General features: G+C 46.4%; 19 protein-coding genes. 7 read left to right on the top strand and 12 right to left on the bottom strand.

The window, feature by feature from the left end:
• Window positions 1-135 precede the first annotated feature (135 nt).
• Window positions 136-582, top strand: coding sequence for a hypothetical protein (locus tag AB447_RS01305; protein WP_048355425.1), 447 nt, complete (start codon window positions 136-138; stop codon window positions 580-582).
• A gap of 34 nt (window positions 583-616) precedes the next feature.
• On the opposite strand, the gene AB447_RS01300 is transcribed toward AB447_RS01305, so the two are convergent.
• The 4 genes from AB447_RS01300 to AB447_RS01285 are packed head-to-tail and all read right to left on the bottom strand — an operon-like array spanning window position 617 to window position 3,341.
• A complete protein-coding gene (locus tag AB447_RS01300; protein ID WP_048355426.1) occupies window positions 617-1,075 on the bottom strand; it encodes a pyridoxamine 5'-phosphate oxidase family protein in 459 nt (152 codons plus the stop codon).
• Window positions 1,076-1,090: 15 nt separating this feature from the next.
• Window positions 1,091-1,318 (bottom strand): non-oxidative hydroxyarylic acid decarboxylases subunit D, encoded by a 228-nt coding sequence (locus tag AB447_RS01295; protein WP_048355427.1) that lies wholly within the window; start codon window positions 1,316-1,318, stop codon window positions 1,091-1,093.
• Window positions 1,319-1,337: 19 nt separating this feature from the next.
• A complete protein-coding gene (locus AB447_RS01290) occupies window positions 1,338-2,759 on the bottom strand; it encodes a non-oxidative hydroxyarylic acid decarboxylases subunit C (RefSeq protein ID WP_048355428.1) in 1,422 nt (473 codons plus the stop codon).
• A 12-nt stretch (window positions 2,760-2,771) separates the two neighbouring features.
• On the bottom strand, window positions 2,772-3,341 hold the full coding sequence (locus AB447_RS01285; RefSeq protein ID WP_048355429.1) for a non-oxidative hydroxyarylic acid decarboxylases subunit B: 570 nt from the start codon (window positions 3,339-3,341) through the stop codon (window positions 2,772-2,774).
• Window positions 3,342-3,467: 126 nt separating this feature from the next.
• Between AB447_RS01285 and AB447_RS01280 the strand changes: the two genes are divergently transcribed.
• A complete protein-coding gene (locus AB447_RS01280) occupies window positions 3,468-4,340 on the top strand; it encodes a LysR family transcriptional regulator (protein ID WP_048355430.1) in 873 nt (290 codons plus the stop codon).
• A 145-nt stretch (window positions 4,341-4,485) separates the two neighbouring features.
• Here the strand turns inward: AB447_RS01280 and AB447_RS01275 are convergent, their stop codons facing one another.
• Genes AB447_RS01275 through AB447_RS01265 form a run of 3 tightly spaced genes read right to left on the bottom strand, consistent with a single transcriptional unit; the run spans window position 4,486 to window position 6,130 of the window.
• Complete coding sequence (locus AB447_RS01275; RefSeq protein ID WP_048355431.1) at window positions 4,486-5,109, bottom strand: FMN-binding negative transcriptional regulator; 624 nt, start codon at window positions 5,107-5,109, stop codon at window positions 4,486-4,488.
• Window positions 5,110-5,133: 24 nt separating this feature from the next.
• Entirely contained in the window at window positions 5,134-5,652 is a 519-nt protein-coding gene (gene paiA, locus AB447_RS01270) for a spermidine/spermine N(1)-acetyltransferase (protein WP_048405906.1), read from the bottom strand.
• A gap of 25 nt (window positions 5,653-5,677) precedes the next feature.
• Window positions 5,678-6,130, bottom strand: a complete 453-nt coding sequence (locus AB447_RS01265) for a MarR family winged helix-turn-helix transcriptional regulator (RefSeq protein ID WP_048405907.1) — start codon at window positions 6,128-6,130, stop codon at window positions 5,678-5,680.
• 115 nt (window positions 6,131-6,245) lie between these two features.
• Between AB447_RS01265 and AB447_RS01260 the strand changes: the two genes are divergently transcribed.
• Window positions 6,246-6,881, top strand: coding sequence for a YczE/YyaS/YitT family protein (locus AB447_RS01260; RefSeq protein ID WP_048355214.1), 636 nt, complete (start codon window positions 6,246-6,248; stop codon window positions 6,879-6,881).
• 178 nt (window positions 6,882-7,059) lie between these two features.
• Here AB447_RS01260 and rocF read toward each other — a convergent pair whose 3' ends face one another.
• The 3 genes from rocF to AB447_RS01245 form a co-directional block, all read right to left on the bottom strand.
• On the bottom strand, window positions 7,060-7,953 hold the full coding sequence (rocF, locus tag AB447_RS01255; RefSeq protein WP_048355213.1) for an arginase: 894 nt from the start codon (window positions 7,951-7,953) through the stop codon (window positions 7,060-7,062).
• 11 nt (window positions 7,954-7,964) lie between these two features.
• A complete protein-coding gene (locus AB447_RS01250) occupies window positions 7,965-9,359 on the bottom strand; it encodes an amino acid permease (protein ID WP_156183571.1) in 1,395 nt (464 codons plus the stop codon).
• A gap of 240 nt (window positions 9,360-9,599) precedes the next feature.
• Complete coding sequence (locus tag AB447_RS01245; RefSeq protein ID WP_048355212.1) at window positions 9,600-10,802, bottom strand: ornithine--oxo-acid transaminase; 1,203 nt, start codon at window positions 10,800-10,802, stop codon at window positions 9,600-9,602.
• A gap of 241 nt (window positions 10,803-11,043) precedes the next feature.
• On the opposite strand from AB447_RS01245, the gene AB447_RS01240 reads away from it, so the two are divergent.
• The 4 genes from AB447_RS01240 to AB447_RS01225 all read left to right on the top strand — a co-directional run bounded on the left by AB447_RS01240 (window position 11,044) and on the right by AB447_RS01225 (window position 14,842).
• Window positions 11,044-12,459, top strand: a complete 1,416-nt coding sequence (locus AB447_RS01240; protein WP_048355211.1) for a sigma-54 interaction domain-containing protein — start codon at window positions 11,044-11,046, stop codon at window positions 12,457-12,459.
• A gap of 127 nt (window positions 12,460-12,586) precedes the next feature.
• Complete coding sequence (tcyA, locus tag AB447_RS01235; protein WP_048355210.1) at window positions 12,587-13,396, top strand: cystine ABC transporter substrate-binding lipoprotein TcyA; 810 nt, start codon at window positions 12,587-12,589, stop codon at window positions 13,394-13,396.
• Window positions 13,383-14,084 (top strand): amino acid ABC transporter permease, encoded by a 702-nt coding sequence (locus AB447_RS01230; protein ID WP_046130956.1) that lies wholly within the window; start codon window positions 13,383-13,385, stop codon window positions 14,082-14,084. The genes tcyA and AB447_RS01230 overlap by 14 nt, the downstream gene beginning before the upstream one ends.
• Window positions 14,085-14,098: 14 nt before the next feature.
• Entirely contained in the window at window positions 14,099-14,842 is a 744-nt protein-coding gene (locus AB447_RS01225) for an amino acid ABC transporter ATP-binding protein (protein ID WP_048355209.1), read from the top strand.
• 39 nt (window positions 14,843-14,881) lie between these two features.
• Here AB447_RS01225 and AB447_RS01220 read toward each other — a convergent pair whose 3' ends face one another.
• Together AB447_RS01220 and AB447_RS01215 are read right to left on the bottom strand one after the other, a co-directional pair.
• Complete coding sequence (locus tag AB447_RS01220) at window positions 14,882-16,603, bottom strand: methyl-accepting chemotaxis protein (protein ID WP_048355677.1); 1,722 nt, start codon at window positions 16,601-16,603, stop codon at window positions 14,882-14,884.
• 15 nt (window positions 16,604-16,618) lie between these two features.
• Window positions 16,619-18,280, bottom strand: coding sequence for a pyridoxal phosphate-dependent decarboxylase family protein (locus AB447_RS01215; RefSeq protein ID WP_048355676.1), 1,662 nt, complete (start codon window positions 18,278-18,280; stop codon window positions 16,619-16,621).
• Window positions 18,281-18,321 lie beyond the last annotated feature (41 nt).

The raw sequence follows: 18,321 nt of genomic DNA, 5'->3' as shown, positions 1-18,321 counted from the left end.
CTCTTAAGAAAACTATATTTCGCTCTTTACCTGCTCGGAAGAGGAATTATAAGTATCGTTATCTTCTGTATTTTATCTTCAATTCTTCATTTTATTTTTAGAGTTTAAACCCAATTCAAGACTGGAGAGATATAAATGCGCAAATTTTTACAAAAACCGAGAAACAAAGCGATCTTTGGCGTCTACCTGTTTTTCGTGTGCGGTTCCCTTATCACCATTCCCCTTAACCCCGAAATGGGCTGGGGGGAAAAACTGTTTATGATCTGTTTTAATATCATTTCAGCGACGATATTCGCGTTTATCTTTTATGTCTTGTTAAATAAACTGATGAAAGATGAAGACCGCAAACACCCGGCAGACCCCGAAAAAAGCGGGATTAATCAGGTTATTTGGAAAAAATACAAAAAGCCGCTGATCCTGTTTGTTTATTTTGGCGGCCTGTTTTCCGTCTGCGCTGTTATTCTTCCCATGCCGATATATACCGTTGCTGAAAAGCTCGTGATCCTTTTAATCGCAGTTGTTTTGATTACAATATTCTGTATCCTGGCTTACAAAGTAACCAATAAAATGCTGCAAAAATAATTGAAAGGACCATGGTTCGCCATGGTCCTTTTCTTCATTTCCTTAATTCCTCCAGCGTTTCCTCCCACCGCTTTAAAACGGCGGCCTCATCCTTTAACTCAATCTGAACCCCGGAGATGATGTCTGCGTATTTTGCAATGTCTTCCCGGGCCGATTCGACGGTGCCTGAGAATCGTGCTCTCGGGTGTTTCGCATCTTTTAATTCGGGCAGTTCGGATAAGGACAGCCTGACATAATGGGCTTTGCCTTTCCAGCATGTGACGAGCATCGCCCGGCCTGTACGGGCGATGTTTGCCGTTGTTGTGGTGCCTTTCCAGAGAGCCAGGCGGACATCGGTTTCGTTCAGGGCGAGGATTTCGCCGGCGCTGATCATGGCGGTGTGGGGCCAGCCGTCTTCTGTGACGGTTTGCAGCATCATCGCTTCGCACCGTTTAGAAGCAAGGTTTTTGCCGTCTAGCAGTTCCAGCAGTTCGCGTGATATTTGAGATGGCATGCCGGACACCCGCCTTTAGTATTTTCGTTTCGGAACGGCCGGGACTTGGACGGCCGTTTCGACTTCGGCCGGATCGATTTTAAACGACGGATTGTATTTTTCCGGGTTTGTGATCGTCTCAGGCTCTGATGATCTCCATGTGAAAAAGCAGTGCTGGCATTGGTAGACTTCCCATGCACCTGCTACCGGAGATTTGCTGACGGTTTCCGCTTTTTTCGAATCACAGCGTGGACATGTATGCATATTGAAACACTCTCCTATCTTATCGATTTAATAGATCCATTAATTTCTTTTCCCATTCCTTCGTGTTGACAGGGGAATCGAGCGGCTGTGAATAGTGCCCTCTTGTTTCCGGTGCAACAGGTGTTGTGGCGTCCAAGATCATTTTGTGGGTAATACCCGCCGGTTCAGAACCCGGATCAAGCGCCAGGACGGATAGATCGGGGATGATCACTGCATCGTGTTTTGGATGCATTTTCGTCGAAAGCGCCCACATCACCTGCGGGAGGTTAAACGGATCGACGTCTTCGTCAACGACGATCACCATTTTGCAGTAGCCGAGGCCGTGCGGAGTTGTCAGCGCGCGCATACCGACTGCTTTAGCGAATCCGCCGTAGCGGCTTTTCGTTGAGACAATGGCGATCAAACCGTGCGTATACATCGCGTTTACCGCGACAATTTCATTCGGATATGCCTCTTTTAGCTGCTGGTAAAGCGGCACACATGTATTAATGCCGACCATGTAGTCAACCTCAGTCCAAGGCATGCCTAAATAAAGGTGTTCAAAAATCGGGTTGTTGCGGTGGTAGACGCGTTTGATTTTGATGATCGGCATGCTGCGTCCGCCTGAATAGTGGCCGGTAAACTCGCCGAACGGACCTTCATACTCGCGTTCGCCCGCCAGAATTTCACCTTCGAGAACCACTTCCGCTCCCCAGGGGATATCTAAATCAGCCAGTTTTGATTTGACGATTTTATAAGGTTCGCCTTGCAATGCGCCTGCCATCTCGTATTCTGATTGATCATATAAAAGCGGTGTCGATGCCGCTGTTGTAATGACCGGTTCACAGCCGAGCGCAATGGTAACAGGCAGGTTTTCGCCGCGTTCTTCAGCCTGGCGCAAGTGGATCGCAATGTCATGCTGAGGGACGGGCTGAATGCCGAGGCGGTCTTTTCCTTTTACCTGTAATCTGTACATGCCGACATTTTGCTTGCCGAAGTGATCCGGATCCTCGACGTCTCTCGAAATGACGCATGCCTTGTCTAAATAAAAGCCGCCGTCGCCCTGATTAATGCGGAAGAGCGGCAGAATATCAAACAGGTTGATGTCTTCTGTGATTTCGTTTTCGTGAAACGGCGCCGTCTCCTCTCTTTGCACCTTGACAGGAAACTGGTCATAGCGGCGTGCAAATTCAAAGAATTGTTCTTTGACGGGCGTGTCTTTTGGAAGGCCCAGCATTAACGCGTGGTTCGGCCAGGAACCGATGACATTCAGCGCGATTTGAGCATTGGTGTAGCCGTAAATGTTGTTGAATAAAAGTGCGGGCGACTTGTCTCCGAGGTTGTTGGCGGCGCGTGCGGCGGCTCCCAAATCGGGTTCCGGCTTCACCTCTTCCTGAACTTCAAGAAGCTGCCCTTCTTTTTTCAGCGTGTTTAAAAAATCTCTAAAGTCTTGATATGCCATTTGTTATCCTCCTTATGTCTTCTGTTTCATTCCTTCCCAGCGCTTCGCATCGGACAGATGGATGCCAAATTGATCCAGCGTCCGGAATACGATATGGTCGACCATTTCAGTCAAGTTTTGGGGATGGTTATAAAAAGCCGGCATGGGCGGGAGAATCATCGCACCCATTTTGGTCAGCTCAAGCATGTTTTCGAGATGGATTTGGTTGAGCGGAGTTTCCCTTGTTAACAGAACGAGTTTTTTCCGTTCCTTTAACATGACATCCGCCGAACGGGTCAAAAGATTGTCAGCCAACCCCGTGCGGATGCCGGCCAACGTTTTCATGCTGCACGGAGCTACAATCATTCCGTCCGTTTGAAAGGAACCGCTCGAAATAAGGGCTCCCTGGTCTTTATGGGAATACGTAAAAGAAGCGAGCGCCTCTAAGTCCTTTACGGTGTATCCCGTTTCATGCCGGATGGTTGCGCCTGCCCACGGAGAGATGACAAGATGCGTCTCAACGCCGGCTTCATTCAGCCATTCCAGCATCCGCACGCCAAAAATAGCGCCCGTTGCGCCCGATATTCCGACAATGATCTTCATATGCGTCCTCCTTTCTCTTCTGTGATGCGTCCAATTCAAATGATACGCCTCTATTTACCATATTGAAAATATCTATAATATCTATATATAATACTTTTAAGGTATAAAAAGGAGTGTTCCCTAAAAATGGATATCCGTCAGTTGAAATACTTTGTCACGATTGCGGAGGAAGGGAAAATTACAGCGGCAGCAAAGCAGCTGCATATCGCCCAGCCGCCGCTCTCCAGACAGTTGAAGCAATTGGAGGAAGAACTCGGAATCGTGTTATTCGACCGCAACAAAAAGAAGAATTTGACGCTGACCTATGAAGGGGAAGTCTTTTATAAAAGGGCGAAAGACATTTTGCATAAGCTTCGGGATTCCATTCTCGAAGTGCAGGAATTGCGCGAGGAAGTCGCCGGAACGCTCGCCGTCGGTTCAACGATCTACTGTGCCGCGCTTTTATTGTCAAAAGTGTCGCAGATCAGAGAGCAATATCCCGGCCTGCTGTTTAATATTTGGGAGGGAGAGCCTTCACGGCTTCACAAACTGCTGGAAAACCGGCAGATTGACGCGGCCATTACGACAACGCCTTTTTACAGCAAAAACGTCGAATCGAAAAGCCTTCCCGATATCCCCTGCAAGCTTGTCCTTCCGGGAAATCAATCATACAGCCTCAGCGGGGAAGCCGACATGAAAGATATTTCAAAACTGCCGTTAATCCTGCTTAGGCCGTCAGATGGAAAAGGAATATACGACAAGGTCGTCGAAGCTTTTCAAAAATCAGGCGCAGAGCCGAAGGTCGTCTGCGAGTGCCATGACTCCACAACGCTCCTCAGCCTCGTCACCTCGGGGTTTGGGGCGACGATTCTGCCGCTATCGATGCTACCTGAGCATTTTGCCCGACACGTTCAGACGCTGGAGATTAAAGATAACCCGTTTATTTTGACACCGTCGGTCGTCTGGCGGGCCAACAGCTTTTTGCCGAAGCCTGTGAAGGAGTTTTTGGCTTTGTTTTAAGGACATTTAGTTACCGATAAATAAAGCCTGTATCGTAGATTACCAAGCAATCTATGATACAGGCTTTTTTCTTCAACTAACACCGAAGCGGCTCTGCCAATATGACAGCTCTGTATTTTTGCATACTGGGGGTTGAGCGGGCGGCTTATATGCGGTTTTTTAATCTTTTTTCCATCAGTTCAGCCATCTGTTTCGAATTTGGATTTCCTTCATTTTGTAATTGATCAATGATATTCATATAATCCGCATCATTTCGGTTCTGACTTAATTTATATGCTGCCTGAATTTCTCCCACCTTAATCTTGAATCCAACAATACCTTTCAGTTGACTTTCTAAGAGTTGAGGAGAAAGTTTGTCCCATAAAATTGGATTTTCTCGATGCTTTTCGTATTTTTCCATCATGATTGTTAATTCTTCTACTAATTCATCTTTCTCTAAAATGCTTGCTTTTCCATATACATGGACGGCTTGATAATTCCATGTTGGAACTTCTTCATGCGCATACCAAGAAGAAGAAATGTAAGCGTGCGACCCCTGAAACATAACAAGCACATCTTCACAGGATTCAAATGTTCTCCACTGGGGATTCCCATAAGCCACATGCCCAGTAATATAGCAATCATCACCTTTTTTATTTAATCCCAAAGGCAAATGAGTGGCAATCGGTTTCCCTTGTTCTGTCGTGACAATCGTGCCAAAAGAGTTTTCTTGTACAAAATCCCAAATTTCATCTGCATTTGTAACCTTATAATATTTTGGAATATACATCATCATCCCTCCCCTTTAAAAAAGTTATATGAGTGTTTTCGTCATGATAAAATCCGTTTGTTCTTCATCACCCATATAAAAAGAATGGGCTCCAGTTTGTACAAACCCCATTTTCTTATAAAAAGCAATAGCATTTTCATTTTTTTCCCATACGCCTAGCCAGACTTTCTTTTTATTACGTTCCTTCGCAATTTCCACAGCTTTATTAAACAAATATTTTCCAAGTCCATGTTTTTGAAAATTGTTCTTTATATAAATCCTCTCGATTTCAAGTGATTCATCACCCATTTCTTCAGACTGGGCATCATTGATATTAACCTTTAAATATCCGGCGACTTCATTATGAAAATAAACAAAAAAGAATTGAGAAGAACGATTGGATAGTTCTGATTCTAACTGACTTAGGTTAAACGCCCTTTCCAAATAGGCATTCATATTTTCGGGTGAATTCTGATGCTTAAATGTCTCATTAAATGTTTCATAACTAATTTCTTGAAGTTTGCGTAAATCTTCAAGGGTACACTTTTTGATATTGATCGTCATTTTAATATGGCGCTCCTTTATATCATCAATAATTTCTCTTATTGCCCTTTTTTACAAATTCCCAGTCTTTTTCTATGTTTTTCCTTACTCTTTGAAGGAGATTGAAAATGGTTTCCGCTTCTCTTTCGGAAAATCCAGCTAATGCGACACGATTCGAATGATCATTTTCTCTTTTTATAAAAGGATAAACATTTTTCCCTTTCTCTGTTGGAAAGAGTTTTTTTATTTTTTTGTTGTGTTCATCATCTTTCTTTTCAATAAAGCCATTCATTTCAAGTTTTTTAATGGCACGAGATGCTGTTGTCCGGTCCACTTTAATTATTTCAGCCAACTTTTCTTGAATGATTCCCGGGTTTTCGCATATTCGGACAAGGTACAAATACTGCCCTTTTGTAAGGTCATGTTCTTTAAACTCGATATTGCTTATAGAATCTAATGCCCTGGCAATCATTCCAATTTCACGAAGAATTTCCTTCATAATGACCTCCTTAGCACATATTTTTGTTGCAAATGCAATAAAAATGACATGCATTAAATATAATCCAAATTTATTGCATTTGCAATAAAAAATCATAATAAAGAGGTCGAATAAAGTGAAATACGTTTTCTATGTATTAGGAATTTTAATACTAACCCTCGGTATTTCTTTCACGATCCAATCAGATCTTGGAGTTTCACCTTTTGATGCACTTTTGGTAGGACTGTCCGTAAATGCGGGGCTGACTGTGGGAAGTTGGGAAATCATCATAGCTCTCATGTTGATATGTTGTAATTCATTTTTAAAAAGACAAAGACCGGAAATTTTGGGATTGTTAACAGCATGTATAACGGGTATCGGCATTGATATGTGGCTTTTTTTATTGCACTTTTTTGTAACGCCTGACCGATGGTACAGCAAAGTTGTTTGTTTTGGAATCGGCTTAGTTGTTATAGGATTAGGAACTGCAACATATTTGCACGCAAATTTTGCACCGATTCCAATCGACCGATTAACATTAATCATACAAGAATTAACTGGAACAAATATATTTTTTTCGAGAACATTCATTTACCTCGTATTCTTGGTAATGGCAATGGTTTTCAATGGACCAATCGGCGTCGGAACTTTGCTAACCGTATGTTTAGGGGGGCTAATACTTAATTACTGTATGCCCTTTACTAAAAGCATATTAACACACACTAGTCCATCACCAAATGATAGAAAAGATAAAAAGCATTTAATCCAGTAGACAAACTCACGTTTTTTTATTTCTTAAGATTTTTAATGAGAAAAAACCCTCCCGTACACATAGCCAAAGGAAAACATTTTGTCTCCCTCAACCGGCAGCGAACCGGCCTTTTGAAGAAAAAATCAAAAAGGCTGTCGATTTTCTCGACAGCCTGAAGCACATGATGGGCTCTTTTTGTTTACAGCAATTTTTTTCCCAGCAGCGACTCGACCAGTTCGACGGCCGCTTCGCCGGTTTTGTTTTTGTGGTCCAATATCGGGTTGACTTCGACAAATTCGGCGGACGTGATGATATCTGCGTCGTAGAGCATTTCCATCGCCAAATGGCTCTCCCTGTAGCTGATGCCGCCGACGACCGGCGTGCCGACTCCCGGTGCGTCGCTTGGATCAAGCCCGTCCAAATCGAGGCTTAAATGGATGCCGTCACAGTCCGCTGACAAATATTCAATCGTTTCCTCGATGACCCGCGTCATCCCTAAACGGTCGATTTCATGCATCGTATACACCTTCATGCCTGTTTTGCGGATATATTCGCGCTCTCCTTCATCGAGGGAGCGGGCGCCGATGATGACGACGTGCTCCGGCTTGATTTTCGGCGCATAGCCGTGAAGGTTGACGAGCTTTTCATCGCCCAGCCCGAGGCTTACGGCCAGCGGCATGCCGTGGATATTGCCGGATGGCGACGTTTCGATGGTGTTTAAATCGCCGTGCGCATCATACCAGATCACGCCGAGCTGTTTATAATGCTTTGCCACGCCGGCCAAAGTCCCGATAGCAATACTGTGGTCTCCCCCTAACACGAGCGGGAAGCGGTCTTTTTCGATGACATGGTCGACAATATCGGCCAATTTTTGATTGCCTTCCAAAACAGATGCCAAATTTTTCAATCCCTCGTCATGTTTAGGCTGATCGCGGTTGATCTGCACATCCCCGAGATCCTCGATATCGTACCCCAAGTCGGTTATCCGTTCGGCAATACTTGCGTAGCGGATAGCGCTCGGTCCCATATCGACACCGCGCCTTGCCTGTCCCAAATCCATCGGCATTCCAATCAGAGAAATCTGTTTGTTCATCAGCCCTCACCTCATCGTTCGTTTTGTTTTTGCAGTACCATATAGCTTTCTTCTTCGTGCGGCTTTGCCGCGCGGTGCTTTTTAACAAAAAAGTGATAGACGATATAGCAACCTGACATAAATAAGGCCCCGCAGATCAATGCCATTCTCTGCTCTGAATCAAAGGCAAGACTCACAAGCACGATGCTGTTTAAAATAAAACCAGCAAGCGGCAAAAACGGGTAGAGAGGCGTTTTGAATTTTAAATCCTCGACCTTTCCGCCTTCTTTTATATACCGTTTCCGGAACAGCAGCTGTGACAGCGTGATCGTGATCCAGCCGATTTGCGCACTCAAGCCTGCCAGCGACAGCAGCCATATATATAATGTTTCTGCAGCGACAAAGCTTGAAATAAGAGACAATCCCGCAAATCCCAAGGTGATCCAGAGCGCATTCATCGGAATGCCTCTTTCATTGACCCTGCTTAAAGCCGGTGCGGCCATCCCTTCTTTTGCCAAAGCGTACAACATCCTCGTAGAGGCGTATAAACCCGAATTCGCGACCGACAACAGTGCGATCAAAATGACAAAATTCATCAAATCAGCAGCATACGGAATCCCGATCTGATCAAAAACGACGACAAACGGACTTTTTACGACTCCCGCCTGTTTCCACGGAACCAATCCCGCAAGCACGAACACAGACAGTCCGAAAAACACAAGCGTCCTCCATACCGTTTGTTTGATCGAGCGGGGCACCGTTTTTTCCGGGTCTTCGCTCTCCCCAGCCGCAATTCCGATCAGCTCCGTTCCCTGAAAAGCAAAGTTGACCGTGATCATCGTTATAAAAATCGCGCCGATGCCGTTTGGAAACACGCCGTCTCCAATCAAATTAGAGAAAAATGGTGCAGGTTGTCCGCCTTTCATGTCAATCAATCCGAACATGGCACCGCCGCCGAGAATAATAAAAAGAAGAATGACGATAATTTTGATGCCCGACAGCCAAAATTCAGATTCGCCAAATGCCTTTGCAGAGAGCGCATTCAGCATAAACAGCAGCACTCCGAATACAAGACACCAAATCCAGACGTCGACATGGGGAAACCATCTTTTCATGAGCTGTCCCGCAGACAGAAATTCCAAAGCGACCGTCACCGACCAGCCGAGCCAGTAAATCCAGCCCACGGCAAATCCCGTGGCGGGCCCGATAAACTTTGTCGCATACGTCTGAAACGAGCCTGAGACCGGCATTGCCACCGCAAGCTCCCCGAGGCAGAGCATCGTCACATACATGATCATCCCTCCGGCTAAATAGGAGAGAATCGCCCCGATGGGCCCCGCTTCATTGATGGTATAGCCGGTTCCTAAGAAAAAACCGGTCCCGATCACACCGCCGAGCGAGATCATAAATAAATGCCTCGATTTCATCGTCCTTTTCAATGTGTGTTGTTGATCTTTTTCATGGTTCAAACCTTTCACACCCTTCAAATACTTCTCCCTGTATTATGCACCCCTTATGCGTCTACCTGATACTAAAATCCCTTAAATCCGACAAAATCATTATTTTTTAAATCTTCTGAATAATTTCCTTATATTTCAATTTTTGACAAGTTTCGCAAACCGGGCAAAAAAACGGCTGAACAACCCCTTATTGCTCAGCCTTTCGCCTTACTTCGACAACACGCGGGAAATCTTTTCGATGGCCCAATCGAGATCCTCTTTGGATATAACGAGAGGAGGCGCAAAACGGATAACCGTCTCATGCGTTTCTTTGCAGAGCAGTCCCTCTTCCTTCAAGCGTTCACAGTAAGGCCGCGCAGCCTCTGAAAGTTCAACGCCGATGAAAAGGCCTTTTCCGCGAACCTCTTTGATTTTCGGATTGTCGATTTGCGAAAGCTTTTCTTTAAAATATTCTCCAAGCTCCAAAGAACGTTCGGCAAGCCTCTCATCTTCCAATACGTCAAGCGCGGCGATAGATACGGCGCATGCGAGCGGATTTCCGCCGAATGTCGATCCGTGGGAGCCTGGATTAAATACGCCGAGAACGTCGCGGTTTGCCGCGATGCATGAAATCGGAAACACGCCGCCCCCGAGAGCCTTCCCTAAAATGTACATATCCGGAACAACTTCTTCCCAATCACAGGCAAACATCTTGCCCGTACGCGCCAAGCCTGATTGAATTTCGTCGGCGATAAACAGGACATTATGTTCCTTGCAAATCTCGGCTGCCTGCTTTAGATAGCCTTCCGGCGGGATGACGATTCCAGCTTCCCCTTGAATCGGCTCGAACAGGAACGCCGCCGTGTTAGGCGTAATCGCTTCTTTCAGCGCCTCGGCATCCCCGTACGGAATCAGCTTGATGCCAGGAAGCATCGGTCCGAAGCCGCGCTTGTATTCTTCTTCTGATGAAAGAGATACGGCAAGCATCGTCCGCCCATGGAAGTTTCCTGTACAAGCGATGATTTCCGCTTGATTGTCGGCAACGCCTTTGACATCATACGCCCAGCGCCGCGCCGCTTTGACCGCAGATTCAACCGCTTCTGCGCCGGTATTCATCGGCAGCACCATGTCTTTTCCCGTCAATGATGCGACCTTTTCATAGAAAGGGCCGAGCTGGTCATTGTGAAAAGCTCTTGACGTCAAGGTAATTTTATCGGCCTGATCTTTCAGCGCCTGAATAATTCTCGGGTGTCTGTGCCCCTGGTTGACTGCGGAGTATGCGCTCAGCATATCCATATATTTGTTTCCTTCAGGATCTTTTACCCATGCCCCTTCAGCCTCGGAAATGACGATCGGCAGAGGATGATAATTGTTCGCACCGTATTGTGCCGTCTGCTTCATAATTTCTTCGGACTTTGATAAAACAGTCATTCTGATTCCTCCTTCTTTTGTGCCGGACAACAGCCAGATGTTGTTTTTCTTTCTCGCTCTTTCATATTTGCAAGTTTCGTGCCAAGTGAGAAAACTGCGAAAATTAAGGAATTTCAGCTAACACGTTGCAAATATTTTTGCGCTTTTTAAAGAGTGCAAAATTTATATGTATAAAAATTTTGCACACTGAAGCGCTCGTGTCTTACAATAAAAGCAGTTTCAAACAAAGGGGGAAATACATGTGCTAAGGGATTTTGAACTGCTGCAGCTGATTTTTCAACGGATTATCAATGAACTTGATATCGGTCTGCATATCGTCGATGAAAACGGCACATCCGTCGTGTATAACAATAAAATGATGCAAATCGAAGGAATGGATATCGAGGATGTGCTCGGCAAAAACCTGCTTGACGTGTTTACGTTTGCCGATCAGCATGACAGTACGCTCGTCCAGGCTCTCCAGTACGGGAAAACGATCAAAAACGTCAAGCAGACATACTTCAATAATAAGGGTCAGGAGATCACGACCGTCAATCATACGTTTCCCATTTTGAAAGACGGGAATATAAAAGGTGCGATTGAGATTGCAAAAGACGTCACAAAGCTGGAGCGGCTCATCAGGGATAATATGAATAAAACGGAAAATGCGAAGTACACATTTGACAGCCTGATAGGCGCGAGTCCGGCGTTTACGGAAGTCTGCGAACACGCGAAGCGGGCGACCCGCACCTCTTCATCCATCCTGATCGTCGGAGACACCGGAACGGGAAAGGAGCTGTTTGCCCAAAGCATACATAATGGAAGCCAGAGGTCAACAGGTCCGTTCATTTCGCAAAACTGCGCCGCCCTCCCCGAAAGCCTTGTCGAGGGCCTTTTATTCGGAACGACAAAAGGAGCGTTCACGGGTGCCGTCGACCGCCCCGGCCTTTTTGAACAGGCTCAGGGAGGCACGCTGCTGCTTGATGAAATCAATTCGCTCGATTTAAATTTGCAGGCAAAACTGCTGCGCGCCATCCAGGAGAAAACAATCAGACGAATCGGCGCTTCAAAAGACACGCCGATCGACGTCAGAATCCTCGCGACGATGAACGAAGATCCGGTCGATGCCATCAGCGCCCAGCGGCTCCGCAAAGATCTGTTTTACAGGCTGAGCGTCGTCACATTGTTCGTCCCGCCGTTAAAAGACCGAAAAGAAGATATCATCCCTCTCGCAAACCATTTTATTGATAAATACAATGTGCTGTTTCAAATGGAGGTCAAAGGATTGGAAAACGATGTCGCCGATTTCCTTCTTTCTTATGATTGGCCGGGAAACGTCAGAGAGCTTGAACATTTGATCGAGGGTGCGATGAATTTAATGACATATGAAGAAAAGATCGATCTCACGCACCTTCCTTTGCAATACCGGACAAAATCGAAAGCGTCGGACAAGCTGCCGAAACATCCTGGCTTCGACCTTTTTGCCCAGCAGCCTTCCGGATCGGCTCCTCCTTTAAAAGAACAGATCGAGAATGCCGAGAAATATTTTATTCAAAAAACGATCAAAAAATGCAACAACAACATATCCCAAGCGGCACGGACGCTCGGAATCAGCAGGCAGAGCCTTCAATACCGTTTGAAAAAATGGGGGATCCGGCCTGAGCGGGAGCGGGGATAAGCTTCTTTATTTTGATCACTAAAAACGTATTTCTTGACTCATACTAAAAAAAGTTTATGCTTTACTTTTGGAAGGCCCTTAAGTAAAATCATATCAAATAAATCCAATAAGAAAAGTGGGGAATAAAATGAAAAAAGCAATATTCGCAGTTCTCATGACGCTTTTGATCACCGTAACTGCAGCTTGCGGAGCCTCCGGTGACAATGCTGACAATAAAAACACAGGCAGTGACAAAAACCTTTGGTCACAAATTAAAGATAAAGGCGTCCTCACCATCGGTACGGAAGGAACGTACGAACCTTTCACATACCATGACAAAAAAGCCGACAAATTAACCGGGTACGATGTTGAAGTGATGCAGGAAGTCGCCAAGCGCCTCGGACTGAAAGCTGAGTTTAAAGAAACGCAGTGGGACAGCATGTTTGCCGGTCTTAACTCAAAGCGCTTTGATGTCATCGCCAACCAGGTTGGAAAAAAAGGCCGTGAAGACAAATACGATTTTTCTGATCCATATACAACATCACAGGCAGTCGTCGTCACAAAAGCCGACAACAACAGCCTGAAATCTGAAAAAGACGTCAAAGGAAAAAAAGCGGCACAATCATTGACGAGCAACTACAACGACCTGGCTAAAAAAGCGGGCGCGAACATCGAAGGCGTTGAAGGAATGGCCCAGTCTTTCCAATTAATCCAGCAGGGCCGCGTTGACCTCACATACAACGATAAGCTTGCAGTGCTCAACTATTTAAAAACATCAGGCAACAAAAACTTAAAAATCGCTTTTGAAACAGGCGAACCTCAGACGACTCATTTCGCTTTCCGCAAAGGCAGCGGCGAGCTGGTTGACAAAGTGAATTCAGCGCTTAAAGACATGAAAGAGGATGGCACGCTTTCTAAAATCGGGAAGAAATGGTTTGGCGAAAATGTTACTCAATAATATACAGACGGCCATCGGTACAGCCATCCCGTGGGATCTTGTACGGGAATCGTTTTGGCCGATTTTTGTAAGGGGAATCTATTATTCGATTCCCCTTGCCATTCTCTCTTTTATATTCGGGATGATCATCGCCCTTATTACGGCGCTGGCGAGAATGTCAAAATCGCGCATTTTAAGGGCGATTTTCGGCATTTATGTTTCAGCGATCCGCGGAACGCCGCTGCTCGTCCAATTGTTTATCATTTTTTACTTATTCCCGGCGTTTCAGGTCACGATTGATCCGTTCCCAAGCGCTGTCATCGCGTTTTCATTGAATGTCGGCGCTTATGCGTCAGAAATCGTTCGCGCTTCCATCCTGTCGGTTCCAAAAGGGCAGTGGGAAGCCGCTTACTCGATCGGAATGACCCAGAAGACGGCGCTCTCAAGAGTCATTTTGCCGCAGGCTGTGCGCGTTTCGATTCCGCCATTATCCAATACATTTATCAGCTTGATTAAAGATACATCTCTCGCATCGCAGATTCTGGTCGCCGAATTGTTCAGAAAAGCCCAGGAAATCGGCGCCGCCAATCTCGATCAAATTTTAGTTATTTATATCGAAGCCGCATTCATTTACTGGATCATCTGCTTTGTGCTGGCGATCGTTCAGCAGCTGGTTGAACGGCGCGTAGACCGGTATGTGGCCAAATAAGGAGGGATCAGCCAATGCTTTCGATCAAGGGGCTTAATAAATCGTTCGGTGAAAACGAAATTTTAAAAAAGATCGATTTGAACATCGAAAAAGGAAAAGTAATCGCCATTTTAGGACCTTCCGGTTCGGGAAAAACGACGCTGCTTCGCTGCCTGAACGCGCTTGAAATTCCAAACCGCGGCATTCTTTCGTTTGACGACTTTACGATCGATTTTTCAAAGAAACAAAAACAGGCCGACCTGCTTCGCCTGCGGAGAAAGTCGGGAATGGTGTTTCAGGCGTATCACCTGTTTCCGCACCGCACCGTACTCGAAAATGTGATGGAAGGACCCGTCAAGGTTCAAAAACGCGATAAAGCGGAGGTCAAAAAAGAAGCGATCCAGCTGTTGCAAAAAGTCGGCCTTAAAGAGAAGATGGACCTTTATCCGTTTCAGCTTTCAGGCGGACAGCAGCAGCGCGTCGGCATCGCCCGCGCCCTTGCGATCAAGCCGGAGCTGATGCTGTTTGACGAACCTACATCCGCCCTCGATCCCGAGCTGGTCGGAGAGGTGCTGAAGGTCATGAAAGACCTGGCAAACGAAGGCTGGACAATGGTCGTCGTCACCCATGAAATCAAATTCGCGCAGGACGTCGCGGATGAAGTCGTGTTTATCGACGGAGGCGTGATCGTTGAACAGGGGCCGCCTGAGCAAATCTTCTCCGCCCCGAAGGAAGAGCGGACCAAACAATTTTTAAATCGGATTTTGAATCCGGTATAAACGAAAAAACAGCCTGACCGGTCAGGCTGTTTTTGTCGTTTATTCGGCTATTTTAAAGCGGGATGCCGCTTTGTTCAGCTCCTCAGACAGAGCTGAAAGCTGCTCGATCGCTGATGCGATCTCCTGCATGCCTGCGCTTTGCTGCTCGGCTGCTGCCGCCACTTCTTCAGAGCCTGCCGCCTGCTCTTCTGTAACAGCGGAAATCTGCTCCATGGCTGAAGAGATCTTTTCATACGATTCCTCCACTTTTAACAGCGATTTCAGCAATTGATCCGTTCTCTCGGCAAATTGAGAAATCCCTTTAAAGATTCCTGAAAAATTCTCATACGTTCCATTGATTAAAATCTGTCCTTTATCGACGGCTTCATTGCCCTCTTCAATGCGCTCCATCACAAGACGGCTGCTCTCCTGCGTTCCCGCCACCAGCTGTGAAACGGATAAAGCGGCTTCAGCCGAGCGTTCGGACAGCTTTCTGACTTCCCCGGCGACGACCGCAAAGCCCTGCCCTTCTTCTCCGACGCGCGCAGCTTCAATCGAAGCGTTCAACGCCAGCAAATTCGTCTGTTCGGCAATTGAAGAAATCATTCCGATGACTTTTTCGATTTCGTCCGTATGGTTCTGCATCTCTTTAGCGGCTTGCTTTGACTCTTCCATGACGTTTTTGATCGTATTGGTTTGCTGCAGCGTTTCTTCCACAAGCTCCTGGCCTGTCTTGGAATCTTTGCTGACGCCTTCGGCAACCTGCTTCATTTCGTTCACTTTTTCGGTCACGTGAGAGATCTGTTTGTCTATTTCAGCAGTGGATGTACTGCAGTCAGTAACCGATGAGACGACCTCGTTGATACCCTCGCTCATGCTGTTCATCGATTCTGCGACCTGAACCGCGCTCTCGCTCGATTCAGAGGAGACATTTTTCAGCTGAAGGCTCGTTCTTGACACCTCTTCGGAAGATGCTGAAATGTGCCCGATCAAATTCCGCAAATTGCCGCTCATCCGCTCAAACGAAGCCGCTAATTTGCCGACTTCATCGCTGCTCTTAACGGTTACTTCAGCTGACAGGTCACCGTCTGCGATTTTTTCCGATGCATTCATCAGCTTCCGAATCGGCTTGGAAATGTATGTACCGAGGAAATAAGCCATCAGCATCCCGATCAGCATCACAAATAACGAAATGCCGAGCGTATACCATTTCGCTTTCTCAGCCGTTTGCGGAATGACGGAAGCATCAAGGTCAATGCCCAATATGCCGGTCTGCTGCCCTTGAGAGTCAGTAAGCGGCAGAAAAATCGATTGATGAATTCCGTACTTGTCTTTATATACATCGCTTACCGTCGTTTTATTTTCAGCCAACGCCTCTTTCATCTCAGTTGAAAAAGCATATGGCGTACCGAAATCATCGGCCGTATCAGATAAAATGATGATTCGTTCTTGTCCTCCCTGATTGGAAAGGATATAAAGATTTTCGAGCTCGTTTTTCTTTTTCAGCTCATCCACCGTTTTTTTCGTCTGCTGATACAGATCGCTGTCAGCAGATGTAATGTCCAGTTTATTGCCTTTTATCCGATTGATTTGGTGTTCCGCAAGATTAATGTCTGTATGAAGACGGTTTTGAAATTGCTGTTTTAATTGCTCTGACAAGTCATTGCTGATCACATTAAAAACGGCCGAAAAGCAGGCGATCGTAATGATCAAGACCAAAGCGACGCCGGCCATGATTTTAACGGAAATGTGTCCTGTCAACTTTTTCTTAAGCGTATTCATCATCCATATCCCCTTTTACTTCGTCAGGGCAGATTCAAACTGCCGGCAGACTTCTTCTATTTTTTCTTTTAAGTAGGCGACGATATGCGGCACGTGCTCAGGCAATGTATAAGGAGAAATCACGAAAAATTTGCTGACGTACAGCGGAACTTCGACCCCTTCCCGCGTCCCTGCGATCAGGTGCTTTTTCGTATCGCCGAAAAACATTTTGTCCCGATGCTCCCCAAGCTTCTCGAATAACTTCTCATTCAGCAGATTGTTCCTCTTTAGCTCCTGAACGCTGCATTCTCCCGACATCTCATCGGCAAATCTCGGCGCTCCTTCAGGATAGATCCGGAACAGCGTCGACATCCCGTGGTTGTCGGGGTTCATAATGTCCGCCTGCGGAATCTGGCGGATGAGCTCCTCGCGGAAATGATGATTGACGTCAAGGAACTGGCCGAGGAGCTTTTGATAGCCTTCGCGCCCAAACGACAACAGCGCACTGTACATGCTGATGGAGCTGGCCATCCGTGAACATTCCAGCGTATAGCCCGTATGATACTCGCCATAGCCGCGGTGGCCGACATAAGGCGTCTCCTCAGGATCGAGGTCAATCCGCTTCAAATCATTGGCATCTTTGACAAGGAACAGGCTTGTGACATAAGGTGTCTGGCCGAGTTTTTGAAAATCAAAGCAAAGCGAGTCGGCTTCGTGCAAGTGCTGCATTTTCTCTTTGATCGGCTTGATCATGCTGAGGACGCCCGGACTGAAGGATAAAGCGTTCTCACCCAGATCATAATCATTAAAAAACGCAAAAAATCCGCCAAGTGCAGAATCGGCGTGAATGTGCGGAACAGGCAGTTCAAAATCGCGGGATACCTCTTCAGCGGCAAGCCGCACGGCACGGACGTCATCGATCCCGATCGCATCCGTTGTTCCCGTCGTGGCGACGATATAAACCGGAATGCCGCCATTTTCGCAAACCTCCCTCATCTTTTTCCGCAAATCGTCCGTGTCCATTGAGTGATCAAGGTTGGTTTTGACTTTGATCAGGCGATCGCTGCCGAGCCCTGTCGCTTCCATTGACTTAAACAAGCTGTAATGCGCAGCTTCTGAACAGAAGGCATAGAAGTTCCCTGGAACGCCTTCCTTAAGTGCAGATGGCGCCATTTTCGCAATCGCGATCCGAAGTCCGGTGAATACCGCGCCTTGTCCGCCCCACGTCGTATAGCCTCCGCTTTTATCAGCATCATAGCCCGCCAGCTTTGACATCATCGCAATGACCTTCACTTCAGCCTCTGCACCGGCCGGCCCGTACACATCCCACAAATTATTGCCGTTGACCATGAAGGCCGTGATCATTCCTAAGATTCCCGGAATGCTGGCCATCGGAAGAATGTTGGTAAAAAAGTATTTTGAATGGTACGGATGGCTGTGCAAAAGCTTCAGCAGCTCTTCATTGACATCTTCCATCTGACGTCCTGAAACAGGAATTTTGCTTTCGGAAATCAATTTTTCATAAAAAAGCCCTTCCCGGTCCTTCACTCCATTGAGGTTGACCTGATCCGGATTTTTCAAATCGTCGACTCCGCGGATCAACTGCTCGATCAGAGATAAAAATTTGCTTCTCTTCGCTGCATTTCCGTCTTCGCTCGGAAACCATTTCTGTACATCTGATGTCTTGCTTTGCTGCATGTTTCTCTCTCCTGACTGTCGTTATGTTTATTTCAAAAAAA

Origin of the sequence: Bacillus glycinifermentans (genome assembly GCF_001042475.2) — a bacterium.
In the GTDB taxonomy this organism is placed as follows: domain Bacteria; phylum Bacillota; class Bacilli; order Bacillales; family Bacillaceae; genus Bacillus; species Bacillus glycinifermentans.
Note: the sequence above shows the minus strand (reverse complement) of the source record. Positions and strands in the feature narration are given on the sequence as shown.